Raw genomic sequence first — 14,548 nt, 5'->3', positions numbered from 1 at the left:
GGTCCTCCTCAGCCGACCCGCGAAGCACGCCCGAGCAGGCCCTGGGGCCGCACGAGGAGCAGAAGGATCAGGATGATCAGGGCGACGGCGTACTTGAGGTCACCGGGCGCCCCGAGGGGGCCGGCGAGCTCGACGACGAGGCCGATGATGATCGCGCCGATGAAGGCGCCGAACGCCGTGCCGAGGCCACCCAGGGTGACGGCGGCGAACAGCAGCAGCAGGATCTGCATGCCCGTGTCCCAGCGGATGCCGTTGGAGACGACGAGCGCGTAGAGGATGCCGCCGAGGCCGGCGAGGCCGGCCGCGGCCGTCCACACGCCCCGGATGATCCTGTCGACGTCGATGCCGGACGCCGCGGCGAGGGCCGGGTTGTCCGAGACCGCGCGCGTGGCCTGGCCGACGCGCGTGAAGAGGAGGACGTAGCCCACGAGGCCGATCACGACCAGGGAGATGCCCATGGCGATGAGCGACATCCAGGTGAGGGTGACCGGGCCGACCGTGAAGCTGGAGAACGACTCCACGACGACCTTCTGGGTGTCGGCGCCCACGAAGAACTGGAAGGTGTACTGCGCGGCCATCGAGAGGCCGATCGTGACGATCATCAGCTGGGTCAGGCCCAGGCCGCGGCGGCGCAGCGGCTGCCAGAGGATGCGGTCCTGGGCGTAGCCGGTGGCCGCACAGATGAGGGTCACGATGACCACGCCGAGCCAGAGGTTCAGGCCGAGCACGTTGCAGAAGGCGTAGCCGAGCATGCCGCCCAGCGTCACCTGCTCCGCGTGTGCGAAGTTCGACAGGCCCGTCGTGCCGTAGATCAGCGAGAGGCCGATCGACGCCAGCGCCAGGAGCAGGCCGAGGCGCAGGCCCTGGACGACGCTCTGGATGAGCTGGGTGCCGAGACCGGCACCGCCCGCCTTGTAGTCCACGGAGCGGACCTCGAGCGCGGGGACGGTGGTCTGCCCGAGCGTCACGGTCACGATGAGGCTGCCGTCAGGACCCTGGAACTTGTCCGCGGGAGGAATGATCTCCTGGTCGTCCGGCAGCGAGTCCGGGTCCACGGACACGTAGTACGTGCCGGCCTTGTCGACCTGGAAGCTGAACTTGCCGTCGGCACCGGTGGTCACGGTGTCGACCTCGGCCTCGTTCTCGTCCAGCAGCGTGACGTCCGCGCCCTCGATGGGGTCGGTACGGTTGCCGACGGTGCCGCTGACACAGGCGGAGACGTCGGCCTGCGGGACGCAGAACGTGGAGGTGGTCGTCGCAGAGGCCCCGGGGGCCGCCAGGAGGAGCAGCCCGCCGGCCAGCGCGGCGACAAGAGCGATCAGCCCCGTCGCGCCCCTGGCCCGGGGGCGCCCCCAGGTCGGTGTGGTGGACACCAAGATGGTTCTCCTTCTTCGAGCGTGCTCGAGCATGCGCTCGTACGCGTGCGCGCGGGCCTAGGTGTGGCCCGGAACCCGCCAACCCAACCACATGTCAGGGCTTTCGTCAGCGGGGGAAGCGGCTGCTTTACCCCGTCGTTTCCGAGGTGAGACCGAACGGTCCCGGACCGTGACCGGCCCCGTGACCTGCGCCGCCCGGCTACTGACCGGGAACTTCTGCGCGAGGTGACGGGGCCGGGACGGGGTGGCTCGCGGGCAGGGTTGTTGCTCCGCGACGCCGCTGCGTGAAGGAGAAGGGCCCAGGGCCCTCAGCGGTGGCTCAGCTGCCGGCCGCGAGGTCCGGGCCGTGGGTCAGGACGCCGTCGGCCACCTGACGCATCGACAGGCGCAGGTCCATGGCCGTCTTCTGGATCCACCGGAACGCGTCGGCCTCGGAGAGCCCGAGCTGGGCCTGGAGGACACCCTTGGCCCGGTCGACGACCTTGCGGGTCTCGAGCCGCTCGGTGAGGTCGGCGACCTCGGACTCCAGGGCGGCCACCTCGGCGAAGCGGCTCACCGCCATCTCGATGGCGGGCACGAGGTCGCTCTTGGAGAACGGCTTGACGAGGTAGGCCATGGCCCCGGCGTCGCGCGCCCGCTCCACGAGGTCGCGCTGGCTGAAGGCGGTGAGCACGATGACCGGCGCGATGCGCTGACCGGCGATCGACTCCGCGGCCGCGATGCCGTCGAGGACCGGCATCTTGACGTCGACGATGACGAGGTCGGGCCGCAGCGACTCGGCGAGCTCGATCGCCTGCTGGCCGTCGCCGGCCTGGCCCACGACGTCGTAGCCCTCCTCGCCCAGCATCTCGGCCAGGTCCATGCGGATGAGGACCTCGTCCTCGGCGATGACGACGGTGCGGGGGGAAGCTGCGGTGCTCACGCGAGAAGATTAGGCCACCCGCCCGCTGTCCGGCTCGGCGGGCGAGGGACATCACGTGTCGCGGAGCCTTGTACCCTTCCCCTGGCCCCGCCCCGGTAGTCCAACGGCAGAGACACGGTGCTCAAACCACCGCCAGTGTGGGTTCGAGTCCCACCCGGGGCACCAGGAATGCGACGAGGGCCGCCCCACCTTCCGGTGGGGCGGCCCTCGTCGCGTCTGCTCAGGACTCGCGCGGCTCGTAGGCCGGGGTGACGTGGTTGATCGCGTCGCCCATGCGGTGGACCCGGAGCGCGTTGGTCGAACCGGGGATGCCCGGGGGCGCACCGGCCACGATCACGACCAGGTCGCCCTCCTCGACGCGGCCGATCTTCAGCAGCGCCTCGTCGACCTGGCGCACCATCTGGTCGGTGTGCTCGGCGTCCTCGGTCAGGAACGTCTCCACGCCCCACGTGAGGGCGAGGCGCGACCGGACCTGGCGCTCGGGGCTGAAGGCCAGGATGGGCGCACGCCCGCGCAGGCGGGACATGCGGCGCGCGGTGTCGCCGGTGGTCGTGAAAGCCACCAGGTAGGACGCGTCCACGCCCTCGGCCACGTCGCCGGCCGCCTTGGCGATGACGCCGGACTTGGTCCGCGGGCGCCACTGGATGTCGGCGAAGCCGAGGCGGTCGTCGGCCAGCGCTCGACGCTCGGTCGCCTCGACGATGCGGGCCATCGTCTCCACGGTGTGGATCGGGTAGTCACCCACGCTGGTCTCGCCCGAGAGCATGACCGCGTCGGCACCGTCGAGGACGGCGTTGGCGACGTCCGAGGCCTCGGCGCGGGTCGGCGACGGGCTGGAGATCATCGACTCGAGCATCTGGGTCGCGACGATGACCGGCTTGGCGTTGAGGCGCGCCTTCTCGACGATCTGCTTCTGCAGGAAGGGCACGTCCTCCAGCGGGCACTCCACGGCAAGGTCGCCGCGGGCCACCATGAAGCCGTCGAACGCGCGGATGACCTCGTCGAGGTTGTCGATCGCCTGGGGCTTCTCGATCTTGGCGATGATCGGGCGGAAGATGCCCTCCTCCTCCATGATCTCGCGCACGTCGGCCGCGTCCTTGGCGTCGCGGACGAAGGACAGCGCGATGAAGTCGACGCCGAGGTGCAGCGCGAAGCGCAGGTCCTCGATGTCCTTCTCGCTCATGGCGGGGACGGAGACGGCGACGCCGGGCAGGTTGATGCCCTTGTGGTCGGACACCTTGCCGCCGACCAGGACCTCGCAGCGCACGTCGGTCTCGTCGACCTCGATGGCGCGGAGGCGGACCTTGCCGTCGTCGATGAGGATCGGGTCGCCGACCTTCACGTCGCCGGGCAGGCCCTTGTAGGTGGTGCCGCAGCTCTCGGCGTCGCCCGGGACGTCCCGGGTCGTGATGGTCCACTCCATGCCTCGACGGAGGTGGACGGGTCCGTCGGCGAACTTCTCCAGACGGATCTTGGGGCCCTGGAGGTCGGCGAGGACGGCAACGGCCTTGCCGCTGTCGTCGCTCGCGGAGCGCACGTGGTGGTAACGCTCCGCGTGCTCCTCCTGGCTTCCGTGGCTCATGTTGAGACGCGCGACATCCATGCCGGCGTACACGAGTTCACGGATGCGGCGGGGGGACTCCGTGGCGGGTCCCAGGGTGCAGACGATCTTGGCTCTACGCACCCGACCAGACTAGCCGCAGATTGGATCGATCCAGACACCGGCTACCCACTGGACCACCACTCTTCACCCCTCACCTGCCAGAACTTGTCTGATAAGTTCCGCGCCCCGTCGGCGTGTCGCGCGCCACTCCCTCGTCCCGGGGTCCGATGGAGGCCGGGGGTGTGCCCGGGAACGCCGACGCCGGGCCGACCACGAGGGTCGGCCCGGCGTCGGGCGTGGAGCTACGGGGTGCGGCGCTCAGGCCATCAGCGGGCGGTCCGTCGGCTTGACCGGCGCGGGCAGCGCCGTGGAACCGGTGAGGTACGCGTCCACCTTGGAGGCCGCCGCGCGGCCCTCGGCGATCGCCCACACGATGAGCGACTGGCCGCGACCGGCGTCGCCGGCCACGAAGACGCCGGGGCGGGACGAGGCGTAGTCGCCGTCGCGCTTGATGTTGCCGCGCTCGTCCAGCTCGAGGCCGAGCTGCTCCACGAGGCCGGTGCGCTGCGGGCCGGTGAAGCCCATCGCGAACAGCACCAGGTCGGCGGGGATCTCCCGCTCGGTGCCCTCGACCTCCGTCAGCTTGCCGCCCTCGAAGACGACCTCGACGAGGCGCAGCGCCTTGACGTGACCGGTCTCGTCGCCAACGAACTCCTTCGTGGAGGCCGAGTAGACGCGCTCGCCACCCTCCTCGTGGGCCGAGGAGACGCGGTAGATCATCGGGTAGGTCGGCCAGGGCTGGCCCGCGGGCCGGTCCTCACCGGGCTGCGGCATGATCTCCAGCTGGGTGATCGACTTCGCGCCCTGGCGGATGGACGTGCCGAGGCAGTCCGCGCCGGTGTCGCCGCCGCCGATGATGACGACGTGCTTGTCGGTCGCGGTGATCTGCCCCTCGACGCTCTGGCCCACCGCGACGCGGTTGGCCTGCGGCAGGAACTCCATCGCCTGGTGGATGCCACCGAGCTGGCGGCCCGGGGCGTTGAGGTCGCGAGCGACCGTCGAGCCCATGGCCAGGACGACCGCGTCGTAGCGCTCGACCAGCTTCTCGCCGGTCAGCTCCGCACCGACGTCCACGCCCGCCCGGAAGACGGTGCCCTCGCGGCGCATCTGGTCCAGACGCCGGTCGAGGTGCTTCTTCTCCATCTTGAACTCGGGGATGCCGTAGCGCAGGAGGCCACCGATGGCGTCGGCCCGCTCGTAGACGGCCACGGTGTGGCCGGCACGGGTGAGCTGCTGCGCGGCGGCGAGGCCCGCGGGGCCCGACCCGACGACCGCGACGGTGCGGCCCGAGAGCCACTCCGGCGGCTGCGGGGTCACGTGACCCGACTCCCACGCGCGGTCGATGATCGAGACCTCGACGTTCTTGATGGTCACCGGGTCCTGGTTGATGCCCAGCACGCAGGCGGTCTCGCAGGGCGCCGGGCAGAGGCGACCGGTGAACTCCGGGAAGTTGTTGGTCGCGTGCAGACGCTCGATGGCGTCCTTCCAGTCACCGCGCCACACCAGGTCGTTCCACTCCGGGATGATGTTGCCCAGCGGGCAGCCCTGGTGGCAGAACGGGATGCCGCAGTCCATGCAGCGGCTCGCCTGCGGCGTGATGATCGGCAGCAGCGCGCGACCGATGCCGTCCGGGTAGACCTCGTCCCAGTCGTTGACGCGCTCCTCGACGGGACGACGGCCGGCGACCTGACGTCCCTCCTTGAGGAAGCCCTTCGGGTCAGCCATCTTGCTCAGCCCTCCATCGTCGTGCTGGCCGTGCGCACCGCGCACGGGAAGGTGGGAACCAGGCGATCAGCCATGGAGAGCCTCCATCATCGCGTTCGCGGTCTCGTTCTCGTCGAGGCCGGCGGCCTCGGCCTTCGCCTTCGCCTCGAGGACCGTGCGGTAGTCGCGCGGCATGACCTCGGTGAAGCGGGCGAGCGCGGCGTCCCAGTCGGCGAGCAGCTGCTCGGCGACCTCGGAGCCGGTCTCCTCGAAGTGGGTGCGCACCATCTGCTCGAGCTCGACGGCGGCCTGGCCCTCGACCGGGCCCAGGTCCACCAGCTCGGTGTTCACCCGGAACGGCTTGAGGTCCAGGACCCACGCGATGCCGCCCGACATGCCGGCCGCGAAGTTGCGGCCGGTCTTGCCGAGGACGGCCAGGCGACCGCCGGTCATGTACTCGGCGGCGTGGTCGCCCACGCCCTCCGTCACGACCCAGGCGCCCGAGTTGCGCACGCAGCAGCGCTCGCCGACGCCACCGCGGACCAGGACCTGGCCGGTGGTCGCGCCGTAGGCCAGCGTGTTGCCCGCGATGATGTGCTCGTTGGCCTTGAACGTCGCCGCCCGGTCGGGGCGGATCACGATCCGGCCGCCGGAGAGGCCCTTGCCCACGTAGTCGTTGCCGTCGCCCTCGAGGCGCAGCGTGACGCCCTTGGGGATGAAGGCACCGAACGACTGGCCGGCGGAGCCGGTGAAGGTGACGTCGATCGTGCCGTCCGGCAGACCCTCGCCGCGGTACCGCTTGGTCACCTCGTGGCCGAGGATCGTGCCCACGGTCCGGTTGACGTTGCGGATCGGCAGCTGGGCGCGCACCGGCTCGCCGTTCTCGAGCGCCGGCTGGGCCAGCGGCACGAGCTCCAGGACGTCGAGGCTCTTCTCGAGCCCGTGATCCTGGGTCTTGGTGCACTTGAGGTCCTGCTCGGGGAACGCCGACGTGTCGGGCTCGTGCAGGATGGGCGTCAGGTCGAGGCCGTGCGCCTTCCAGTGGTCGACCGCCTTGCGGGTGTCCAGCGCCGCGACCTGGCCGATGGCCTCGTCGATGGAGCGGAACCCGAGCTCGGCCAGGTACTCCCGGACCTCCTCGGCGATGTACTCGAAGAAGTTCACGACGAACTCCGGCTTGCCCGAGAAGCGCTCGCGCAGGACGGGGTTCTGGGTGGCCACGCCCACCGGGCAGGTGTCGAGGTGGCACACGCGCATCATGATGCAGCCCGAGACCACCAGCGGAGCCGTGGCGAAGCCGAACTCCTCGGCGCCCAGCAGCGCGGCCACGACGACGTCGCGACCGGTCTTGAGCTGGCCGTCGGTCTGCACGACGATCCGGTCGCGCAGCCCGTTGAGCAGCAGGGTCTGCTGGGTCTCGGCCAGGCCGAGCTCCCAGGGGCCGCCCGCGTGCTTGAGCGAGGTGAGCGGGGACGCGCCGGTGCCGCCGTCGTGACCCGAGATGAGCACGACGTCCGCGTGCGCCTTGGAGACGCCCGTGGCCACGGTGCCCACGCCGACCTCGGAGACCAGCTTCACGTGGATGCGGGCCAGCGGGTTGGCGTTCTTGAGGTCGTGGATCAGCTGAGCCAGGTCCTCGATCGAGTAGATGTCGTGGTGCGGCGGCGGGCTGATGAGGCCCACGCCCGGCGTCGAGTGCCGGGTCTTCGCCACCCACGGGTAGACCTTGTGGCCGGGCAGCTGGCCGCCCTCGCCGGGCTTGGCACCCTGCGCCATCTTGATCTGGATGTCGTCGGCGTTGGTCAGGTACTCCGAGGTCACGCCGAAGCGGCCCGAGGCCACCTGCTTGATCGCGGAGCGGCGCTCGGGGTCGTAGAGACGCTCCGGGTCCTCGCCGCCCTCACCGGTGTTCGACTTCGCGCCGAGGCGGTTCATCGCGATCGCGAGGGTCTCGTGCGCCTCCATGGAGATGGAGCCGTACGACATCGCGCCGGTGGAGAAGCGCTTGACGATCTCGCTGACCGGCTCGACCTCGTCCAGCGGGACGGGGGTGCGACCCAGGTCGGCGGCGCTCTTGAACTGGAAGAGGCCGCGCAGCGTCATGAGGCGCTCGGACTGCTCGTCCACCCGCGCCGTGTACTGCTTGAAGACGTCGTAGCGGCCCGACCGGGTCGAGTGCTGGAGGCGGAAGACCGTCTCCGGGTCGAACAGGTGCGGCTCGCCGTCGCGACGCCACTGGTACTCGCCGCCGGTGGCCAGCTCGCGGTGGGCGGGCTGGATGCCGCCGCGCGGGTAGGCGGTGCGGTGCCGGCGGGCGACCTCCTCGGCGATGACGTCGAGGCCGACGCCGCCGAGCTTGGTGGTCGTGCCGGTGAAGTAGGTGTCGACGAGCTCCTGGGAGAGGCCGATGCACTCGAAGATCTGGGCACCGGTGTACGACGCGACGGTCGAGACACCCATCTTGCTCATGACCTTGAGGACGCCCTTGCCCAGCGCCTTGACCAGGTTCTTCACCGCGGTCTCGGGCTCGGCCTTGACGTAGTAGCCCTCGCGGGCCAGGTCCTCGACCGACTCCATGGCCAGGTACGGGTTGACCGCCGCGGCGCCGAAGCCCACGAGCAGGGCCACGTGGTGGACCTCGCGGACGTCGCCGGCCTCGACCAGCAGGCCGACCTGGGTGCGGGTCTTCTGCTTGACCAGGTGGTGGTGGACGGCCGCGGTGAGCAGCAGCGACGGGATCGGCGCCTGCTCGGCGGTCGAGTGCCGGTCGCTGAGCAGGATCACCCGGGCGCCGCGCTCGATGGCGCGGTCGCACTCGCCGAAGATCTCCTCGATGCGGCGGGCCAGGGCCTCGCCGCCGCCCTCCACGTCGTAGAGGCCGCGCGAGACGTGGGTGATGAAGCCCGGCATGTCGCCGTCGTGGTTGATGTGCCGGATCTTCGCCAGGTCGTCGTTGGAGATGACCGGGAAGGGCAGCACGATCTGCCGGCAGGAGGCGGGGCTGGGGTCCAGCAGGTTCGACTCCGGGCCGATGGCGCCGTTGAGCGAGGTGACGAGCTCCTCGCGGATGGCGTCCAGCGGCGGGTTCGTGACCTGCGCGAACAGCTGGCTGAAGTAGTCGAAGATCAGCCGCGGCTTCTCCGAGAGCGCCGCGATCGGCGTGTCGGTGCCCATGGAGCCGATCGGCTCCGCGCCGGTGTTGGCCATCGGCGTGAGCAGGACGCGGAGGTCCTCCTCGGTGTAGCCGAAGACCTGCTGGCGGCGGGTGACCGAGGCGTGGGTGTGGATCACGTGCTCGCGGTCCGGCACGTCGTCCAGGTGGACGAGACCGGCGTGCAGCCACTCCGAGTACGGGTGCTCGGCGGCGAGGCCGGCCTTGACCTCCTCGTCCTCGATGATCCGGTGCTCCTCGGTGTCGATGAGGAACATGCGGCCCGGCTGGAGGCGGCCCTTGCGGACGATGCTGGCCGGGTCGAGGTCGAGCACGCCGACCTCGGAGGCCATGACGACGAGGCCCTCGTCGGTGACCCAGTAGCGGGAGGGGCGCAGGCCGTTGCGGTCGAGGACCGCGCCGATCTGGTGGCCGTCGGTGAAGACGACGGACGCCGGGCCGTCCCAGGGCTCCATCACGGTGGCGTGGAACTGGTAGAAGGCGCGGCGCGCCTCGTCCATCTCGCCGTGGTTCTCCCACGCCTCGGGGATCATCATGAGCACCGCGTGGGGCAGCGAGCGGCCGCCCAGGTGCAGCAGCTCGAGCACCTCGTCGAACGACGCCGAGTCCGAGGCCTCGGGCGTGCAGATCGGGTACAGGCGCGACAGGTCGCCGGGGATGAGGTCGGACTCCAGGAGCGCCTCGCGGGCCCGCATCCAGTTGCGGTTGCCCTTGACGGTGTTGATCTCACCGTTGTGGGCGATGAACCGGAACGGGTGGCTCAGCGGCCAGCTCGGGAAGGTGTTCGTGGAGAACCGCGAGTGCACGACCGCCATCGCCGAGGCGACGCGCTCGTCGACCAGGTCGGGGAAGAAGTGGTCGAGCTGGTCGGTCGTCAGCATGCCCTTGTAGGCGATGGTGCGGCTCGACAGCGAGGGGAAGTAGACGTCCGTCTCCCGCTCCGCGCGCTTGCGCAGGCAGAAGGCCAGGCGCTCCAGCGGCATGCCGGTGAGGGCCTCCGCGCCGGAGACGAAGACCTGGCGGAACGTCGGCATGACGCCCAGGGCGGTCGCGCCGAGGATCGAGGGGTCCGTGGGGACGTCGCGCCAGCCGAGGACCTGGAGGCCCTCCTCCGCGGCGATCTGCTCGATGCGGGCCACCTGGGAGGCCACCGCGGCCTCGTCGCCGGGCAGGAACGCGGTACCCACCGCGTAGCTGCCGGCGGCGGGCAGGTCGATGTCGCTCTCGGGGGCCACGGCACGGAAGAACGCGTCCGGCACCTGCATGAGGATGCCGGCACCGTCGCCCGAGTTGGGCTCGGCGCCCGCGGCCCCGCGGTGCTCGAGGTTGCGCAGGGCGGTGAGCGCCTGCGCCACGATGCTGTGACTGGCCACGCCGGTCAGGGTCGCCACGAAGGCCACGCCGCACGCATCGTGCTCGTGACTCGGGTCGTAGAGGCCCTGCTTCGGCGGGAATGCGTGCTGGTAGGGCACCGGGGTGTCTCCCGTCGTCGTCGGCGCCAGGCAGGCCACGGCTCGTGCGACGAGCGGGCCCACCGGGCAGCTGGCGGGTGGTGCGGAACTGGCAACAGCGCCAGCATGTACTGCAGGGGACGACATTGGCCCACTCGCGGTGGGAAGATTACCACCGGGTTTCGTGATGTCCTGAACTGCGGACCCCGTGACCAAGGAGTGAGAAGCCGCAGCGGGCCCTGTGAGGCCCGTCGCGGCCGGCGCGCTACCTGCGTCGCCGCAGGTCAGCAGGGCGTCAGGACGCTCCGGGCGGGTCCTCGTCGTCGCCGGGCTCCTCCGCGGGCTCCTCCGCCGTGGCCTCCGCGGTGTCCTCCGCGGGCTCCTCCCCCGGCTCCTCGTCCCGCAGGGCGTGCCCGCGGGCGGTCAGGACGTCGGTCTCCCGGCCGGGACGCAGCCGCGAGGAGATCGCGAAGTACACGGCGGCCACCAGGAAGCAGACCAGCGCGACCCACACGTTCCACCGCAGGCCGCCCACGTCGGAGAGCTCGACGGAGTCGATCCGGAGGTACTCGATCCAGGCGCGGCCGGCGGTGTAGGCCATCACGTAGGCGGCCAGCACCCGACCGTGGCCCAGCTTGAACCGGCGGTCGAGCCAGATCACCAGGAAGAACGCGCCGAGGTCCCACAGCGACTCGTAGAGGAACGTCGGCTGGAAGAGGGTGTCGGCGGGGTACTGCGCCCGCACGGAGTCGCGGTCCGGGTCGATCTCCAGGCCCCAGGGCAGCGTCGTGGGCTTCCCGTACAGCTCCTGGTTGAAGTAGTTGCCCCACCGGCCCATCGCCTGCGCGACGAGGACGCCGGGCGCCAGCGCGTCGAGCACCGGGGCGAGCCGCAGGCCCTTGCGCCGCGCGCCGATGGCGATGCCCACCGCGCCCAGGGCGACGCCGCCCCAGATGCCGAGGCCGCCGCGCCACACGTAGAGCGCCCCCCACGGGTCCCCGCCGGGCCCGAAGTACCGCTCCCACTCGGTGAGCACGTGGTAGAGCCGCGCCCCGACGAGCCCGAAGGGCACCGCCCACAGGGCGAGGTCCTGGACGTCGCCGTAGCGACCGCCGCGCGCCATCCAGCGGCGCTCGCCGATCCAGACGGCAGCCACGATGCCGGCGATGATGCACAGCGCGTAGGCGCGGATCGGGATCGGCCCGAGGTACCAGACGCCCTCGGAGGGGCTCGGGATGGCGAGCACCGCGAGGGGCGCCGTCAAGGGGGTCAGCGGCACGGGTGGCCTCTCGTGTCAGGGGACGGACGGGATCGGCGGCCGCGGGTGGTGGGCGGCCGCTGAGGGGCGCTCAGCCCCCGCGGACCCCGCGGGCCAGGTCCTCGGTCAGCGTCCGCAGCGCCGCGAGGCCGGCCGCCCGGTCGTCACGGTGGTCCAGCAGCGTCCGCACGAAGGCGGAGCCCACGATGACGCCGTCCGCGAACTGCGCGACGTCGGCGGCCTGCGCCCCGTTGCTCACGCCGAGCCCGACGCCCACCGGGAGCGCGGGCTGGGCCGTGAGCCGCTTGGTCCGCTCCACCAGGGGGCCGGCGAGGCCGCTGGTGGTGGTGCGGGCGCCGGTGACGCCCATGACCGCGGTGGCGTAGACGAAGCCGCGGCACTCGGCCGTGGTCATCGTGATCCGCTCGTCGGTGGAGGACGGGGAGACGAGGAAGACCTTGTCCAGGTCGTGCTCGTCGGCCGCGGCGATCCACTCGGGGGCGAAGTCCGGGGTGAGGTCCGGCGTGATGAGACCGGCGCCGCCGGCGTCGGCCAGGGAGGCCGCGAACTTCTCCACCCCGTAGCGCTCGACGGGGTTCCAGTACGTCATCACGAGGGTCGGGACGCCCGTCGCGGCGACGGCCTCGACCGTGCGCAGGACGTCCGTGGTCCGGGTGCCGCCCTCGAGCGCCGCCTGGGCGGCGGCCTGGATGACCGGGCCGTCCATCACCGGGTCGGTGTAGGGCAGGCCGATCTCGATGACGTCGCACCCGGCGTCCACCATGACCTTGAGCGCGTCGACCGCGCCGTCGTGGTCGGGGTAGCCGGCCGGGAGGTAGCCGACGAGCGCCGCGCGCCCCTCGGACCGGGCGCGCTCGTAGGCGCTCGCCGTGCTCACTTCTCGTGCCCCTTCGCGGTGGTGGTCTCGTCGTCGCCGAGGCCGAAGTACTCCATGACCGTGCCCATGTCCTTGTCGCCGCGGCCCGAGAGGTTGACCAGGATCGTGGCCTCGGGGCCCTTCTCCGCGGCCAGCTCCTCGGCGACGCGCAGCGCGCCGGCCACGGCGTGGGCGGACTCGATGGCCGGGATGATGCCCTCGGTGCGGGCGAGCAGGGAGAGCGCGTCCATCGCCTCGGTGTCGGTGACGGGTCGGTAGGTGCCGCGGCCGCTGGCCGCCAGCCAGGCGTGCTGCGGGCCGACGCCCGGGTAGTCGAGGCCGGCCGAGATCGAGTGCGACTCGATCGTCTGCCCGTCCTCGTCCTGCATGAGGTAGGTCCGCGCCCCGTGCAGGACGCCGGAGTCGCCGGCGTGGATGGGCGCGGCGTGCCGCGGGGTGTCCACGCCGTCCCCGCCGGCCTCGAAGCCGTACAGGGCGACGTCGGTGTCCTCCAGGAAGGCCGCGAACATGCCGATGGCGTTCGAGCCGCCGCCGACGCAGGCCGCGACGGCGTCCGGCAGGCCGCCGTACTGGGCCAGGCACTGGGCCCGCGCCTCGTCGCCGATCCCCCGCGCGAAGTCGCGCACCATGCTGGGGAACGGGTGGGGCCCGGCCGCGGTGCCGAAGAGGTAGGCGGTGTGGTCGACGTTCGCGACCCAGTCGCGCAGCGCCTCGTTGATGGCGTCCTTGAGCGTGGCGCTGCCGGTCTCGACGGGCACCACCTGGGAGCCGAGGAGCTTCATCCGGGCCACGTTGAGGGCCTGGCGCCGGGTGTCGACGGCGCCCATGTACACGGTGCAGTCGAGGCCGAAGTAGGCCGCGGCCGTCGCCGAGGCGACGCCGTGCTGGCCGGCGCCGGTCTCCGCGATGACCCGCTTCTTGCCCATCCGCTTGGTGAGCAGCGCCTGGCCGAGGACGTTGCGGATCTTGTGGGCGCCGGTGTGCGCGAGGTCCTCCCGCTTGAGCAGGACACGGCAGCCGACCCGCTCCGAGAGCCGGGTGGCGTGGTACAGCGGGCTGGGCAGCCCGGCGTAGTCGCGCAGCGCGGCCGCGAACTCGTCGGTGAAGGCCTTGTCCGCCATCGCCTCGGTCCAGGCGGCGGTGAGCTCGTCGAGGGCCGCCACGAGCGCCTCGGGCATGAAGCGGCCGCCCCACGCGCCCTCGCCGCCGAACCAGCCGTGGGCGTCGGCGTCCCAGCGGCCCGCCGTCTGCTGCGAGGTGTCGGTGTCCAGGCTCATGCGCCCACTCCTGTCATCGCGCGGACGGCGGCGGTCGGCTCGCCGTCCTTGACCAGTGCCTCCCCGACGAGCACCGCGCGGGCGCCCTCGAGGACGTGTCGCTTCACGTCGTCCGGCGTGAACACCCCGGACTCCGCCACCTTGACGACGTCGTCCGGGATGAGCGGTGCGAGGCGACCGAAGGTGTCCGTGTCGACCGCGAGGGTCTTGAGATTGCGGGCGTTGACGCCCACCAGAGGCGCGCCGAGCGCCACCGCGCGCTCGGTCTCCGCCTCGTCGTGCACCTCCACGAGCACGGTGAGACCGAGCTCGGAGGAGAGGTCGTGCAGGCGTCGCAGCTCGTCGTCGGGCAGGGCGGCGACGATGAGGAGGATCAGGTCGGCGCCCGCGGCGCGGGCCTCGACGACCTGGTACTCGGTGACCACGAAGTCCTTGCGCAGGATCGGGGTGTCGACCGCCGCGCGCACGGCGCGCAGGTCCGCCAGGCTCCCGCCGAAGCGGCGCTGCTCGGTGAGGACGCTGATGGCGGCCGCGCCGCCGGCCTCGTAGGCGCGGGCGAGCACGGTCGGGTCCGGGATGTCGGCCAGGTGCCCCTTGCTGGGGCTCTTCCGCTTCACCTCGGCGATGACGCTGGAGCCGGCCGCGCGCAGGTGCGGCATGGGGTCGCGGGCAGGGTCGACGTCGGCCAGCGCGGCACGCAGGTCGGCGAGCGGCGTGGCGGCCTCACGGACAGCCAGGTCCTCGCGGACGCCGGCGACGATCTCGTCCAGGACGGACACGGCGGTGCACCTCGGGATTCTTCGGGATTCTTCGCGGGGACGGTCGCC

At 71.7% G+C, this 14,548-nt stretch carries 9 protein-coding genes and 1 tRNA gene; 1 reads left to right on the top strand and 9 read right to left on the bottom strand.

Translation table 11 applies throughout. The features are described 5' to 3' along the window. Positions 1–8: 8 nt before the first annotated feature. Positions 9–1,373 (bottom strand): branched-chain amino acid ABC transporter permease, encoded by a 1,365-nt coding sequence (locus E8D37_RS14465; RefSeq protein WP_206055753.1) that lies wholly within the window; start codon positions 1,371–1,373, stop codon positions 9–11. Between the two features lie 322 nt (positions 1,374–1,695). Then, a complete protein-coding gene (locus E8D37_RS14460; RefSeq protein WP_206055752.1) occupies positions 1,696–2,298 on the bottom strand; it encodes a response regulator in 603 nt (200 codons plus the stop codon). Positions 2,299–2,387: 89 nt separating this feature from the next. On the opposite strand from E8D37_RS14460, the gene E8D37_RS14455 reads away from it, so the two are divergent. Further along, positions 2,388–2,463 (top strand) — tRNA-Leu (locus E8D37_RS14455). A 55-nt stretch (positions 2,464–2,518) separates the two neighbouring features. On the opposite strand, the gene pyk is transcribed toward E8D37_RS14455, so the two are convergent. The 7 genes from pyk to trpC all read right to left on the bottom strand — a co-directional run bounded on the left by pyk (position 2,519) and on the right by trpC (position 14,500). Then, positions 2,519–3,982: a pyruvate kinase gene (pyk, locus tag E8D37_RS14450; protein ID WP_136570453.1), complete on the bottom strand. Its 1,464-nt coding sequence runs from the start codon at positions 3,980–3,982 to the stop codon at positions 2,519–2,521. Between the two features lie 237 nt (positions 3,983–4,219). Then, positions 4,220–5,686, bottom strand: a complete 1,467-nt coding sequence (locus E8D37_RS14445) for a glutamate synthase subunit beta (protein ID WP_136570452.1) — start codon at positions 5,684–5,686, stop codon at positions 4,220–4,222. 66 nt (positions 5,687–5,752) lie between these two features. Next, a complete protein-coding gene (gene gltB, locus E8D37_RS14440) occupies positions 5,753–10,309 on the bottom strand; it encodes a glutamate synthase large subunit (protein ID WP_240770446.1) in 4,557 nt (1,518 codons plus the stop codon). Positions 10,310–10,583: 274 nt separating this feature from the next. Then, a complete protein-coding gene (gene lgt / locus E8D37_RS14435) occupies positions 10,584–11,567 on the bottom strand; it encodes a prolipoprotein diacylglyceryl transferase (protein WP_240770445.1) in 984 nt (327 codons plus the stop codon). A 70-nt stretch (positions 11,568–11,637) separates the two neighbouring features. After that, positions 11,638–12,444, bottom strand: a complete 807-nt coding sequence (gene trpA / locus E8D37_RS14430; protein WP_136570450.1) for a tryptophan synthase subunit alpha — start codon at positions 12,442–12,444, stop codon at positions 11,638–11,640. Beyond that, positions 12,441–13,721, bottom strand: a complete 1,281-nt coding sequence (gene trpB, locus E8D37_RS14425; RefSeq protein WP_136570449.1) for a tryptophan synthase subunit beta — start codon at positions 13,719–13,721, stop codon at positions 12,441–12,443. The genes trpA and trpB overlap by 4 nt, the downstream gene beginning before the upstream one ends. Further along, positions 13,718–14,500 carry an indole-3-glycerol phosphate synthase TrpC gene (gene trpC, locus E8D37_RS14420; protein ID WP_136570448.1) on the bottom strand — a complete coding sequence of 261 codons (783 nt, stop codon included), beginning with the start codon at positions 14,498–14,500 and terminating at the stop codon, positions 13,718–13,720. The genes trpB and trpC overlap by 4 nt, the downstream gene beginning before the upstream one ends. Positions 14,501–14,548: the final 48 nt, after the last annotated feature.

Origin of the sequence: Nocardioides sp. GY 10127, from assembly GCF_004919085.1 — a bacterium.
Classification (GTDB): domain Bacteria; phylum Actinomycetota; class Actinomycetes; order Propionibacteriales; family Nocardioidaceae; genus Nocardioides.
The sequence above is the reverse complement of the archived record's forward strand: the minus strand, read 5'-3'. Positions and strand labels throughout refer to the sequence as shown.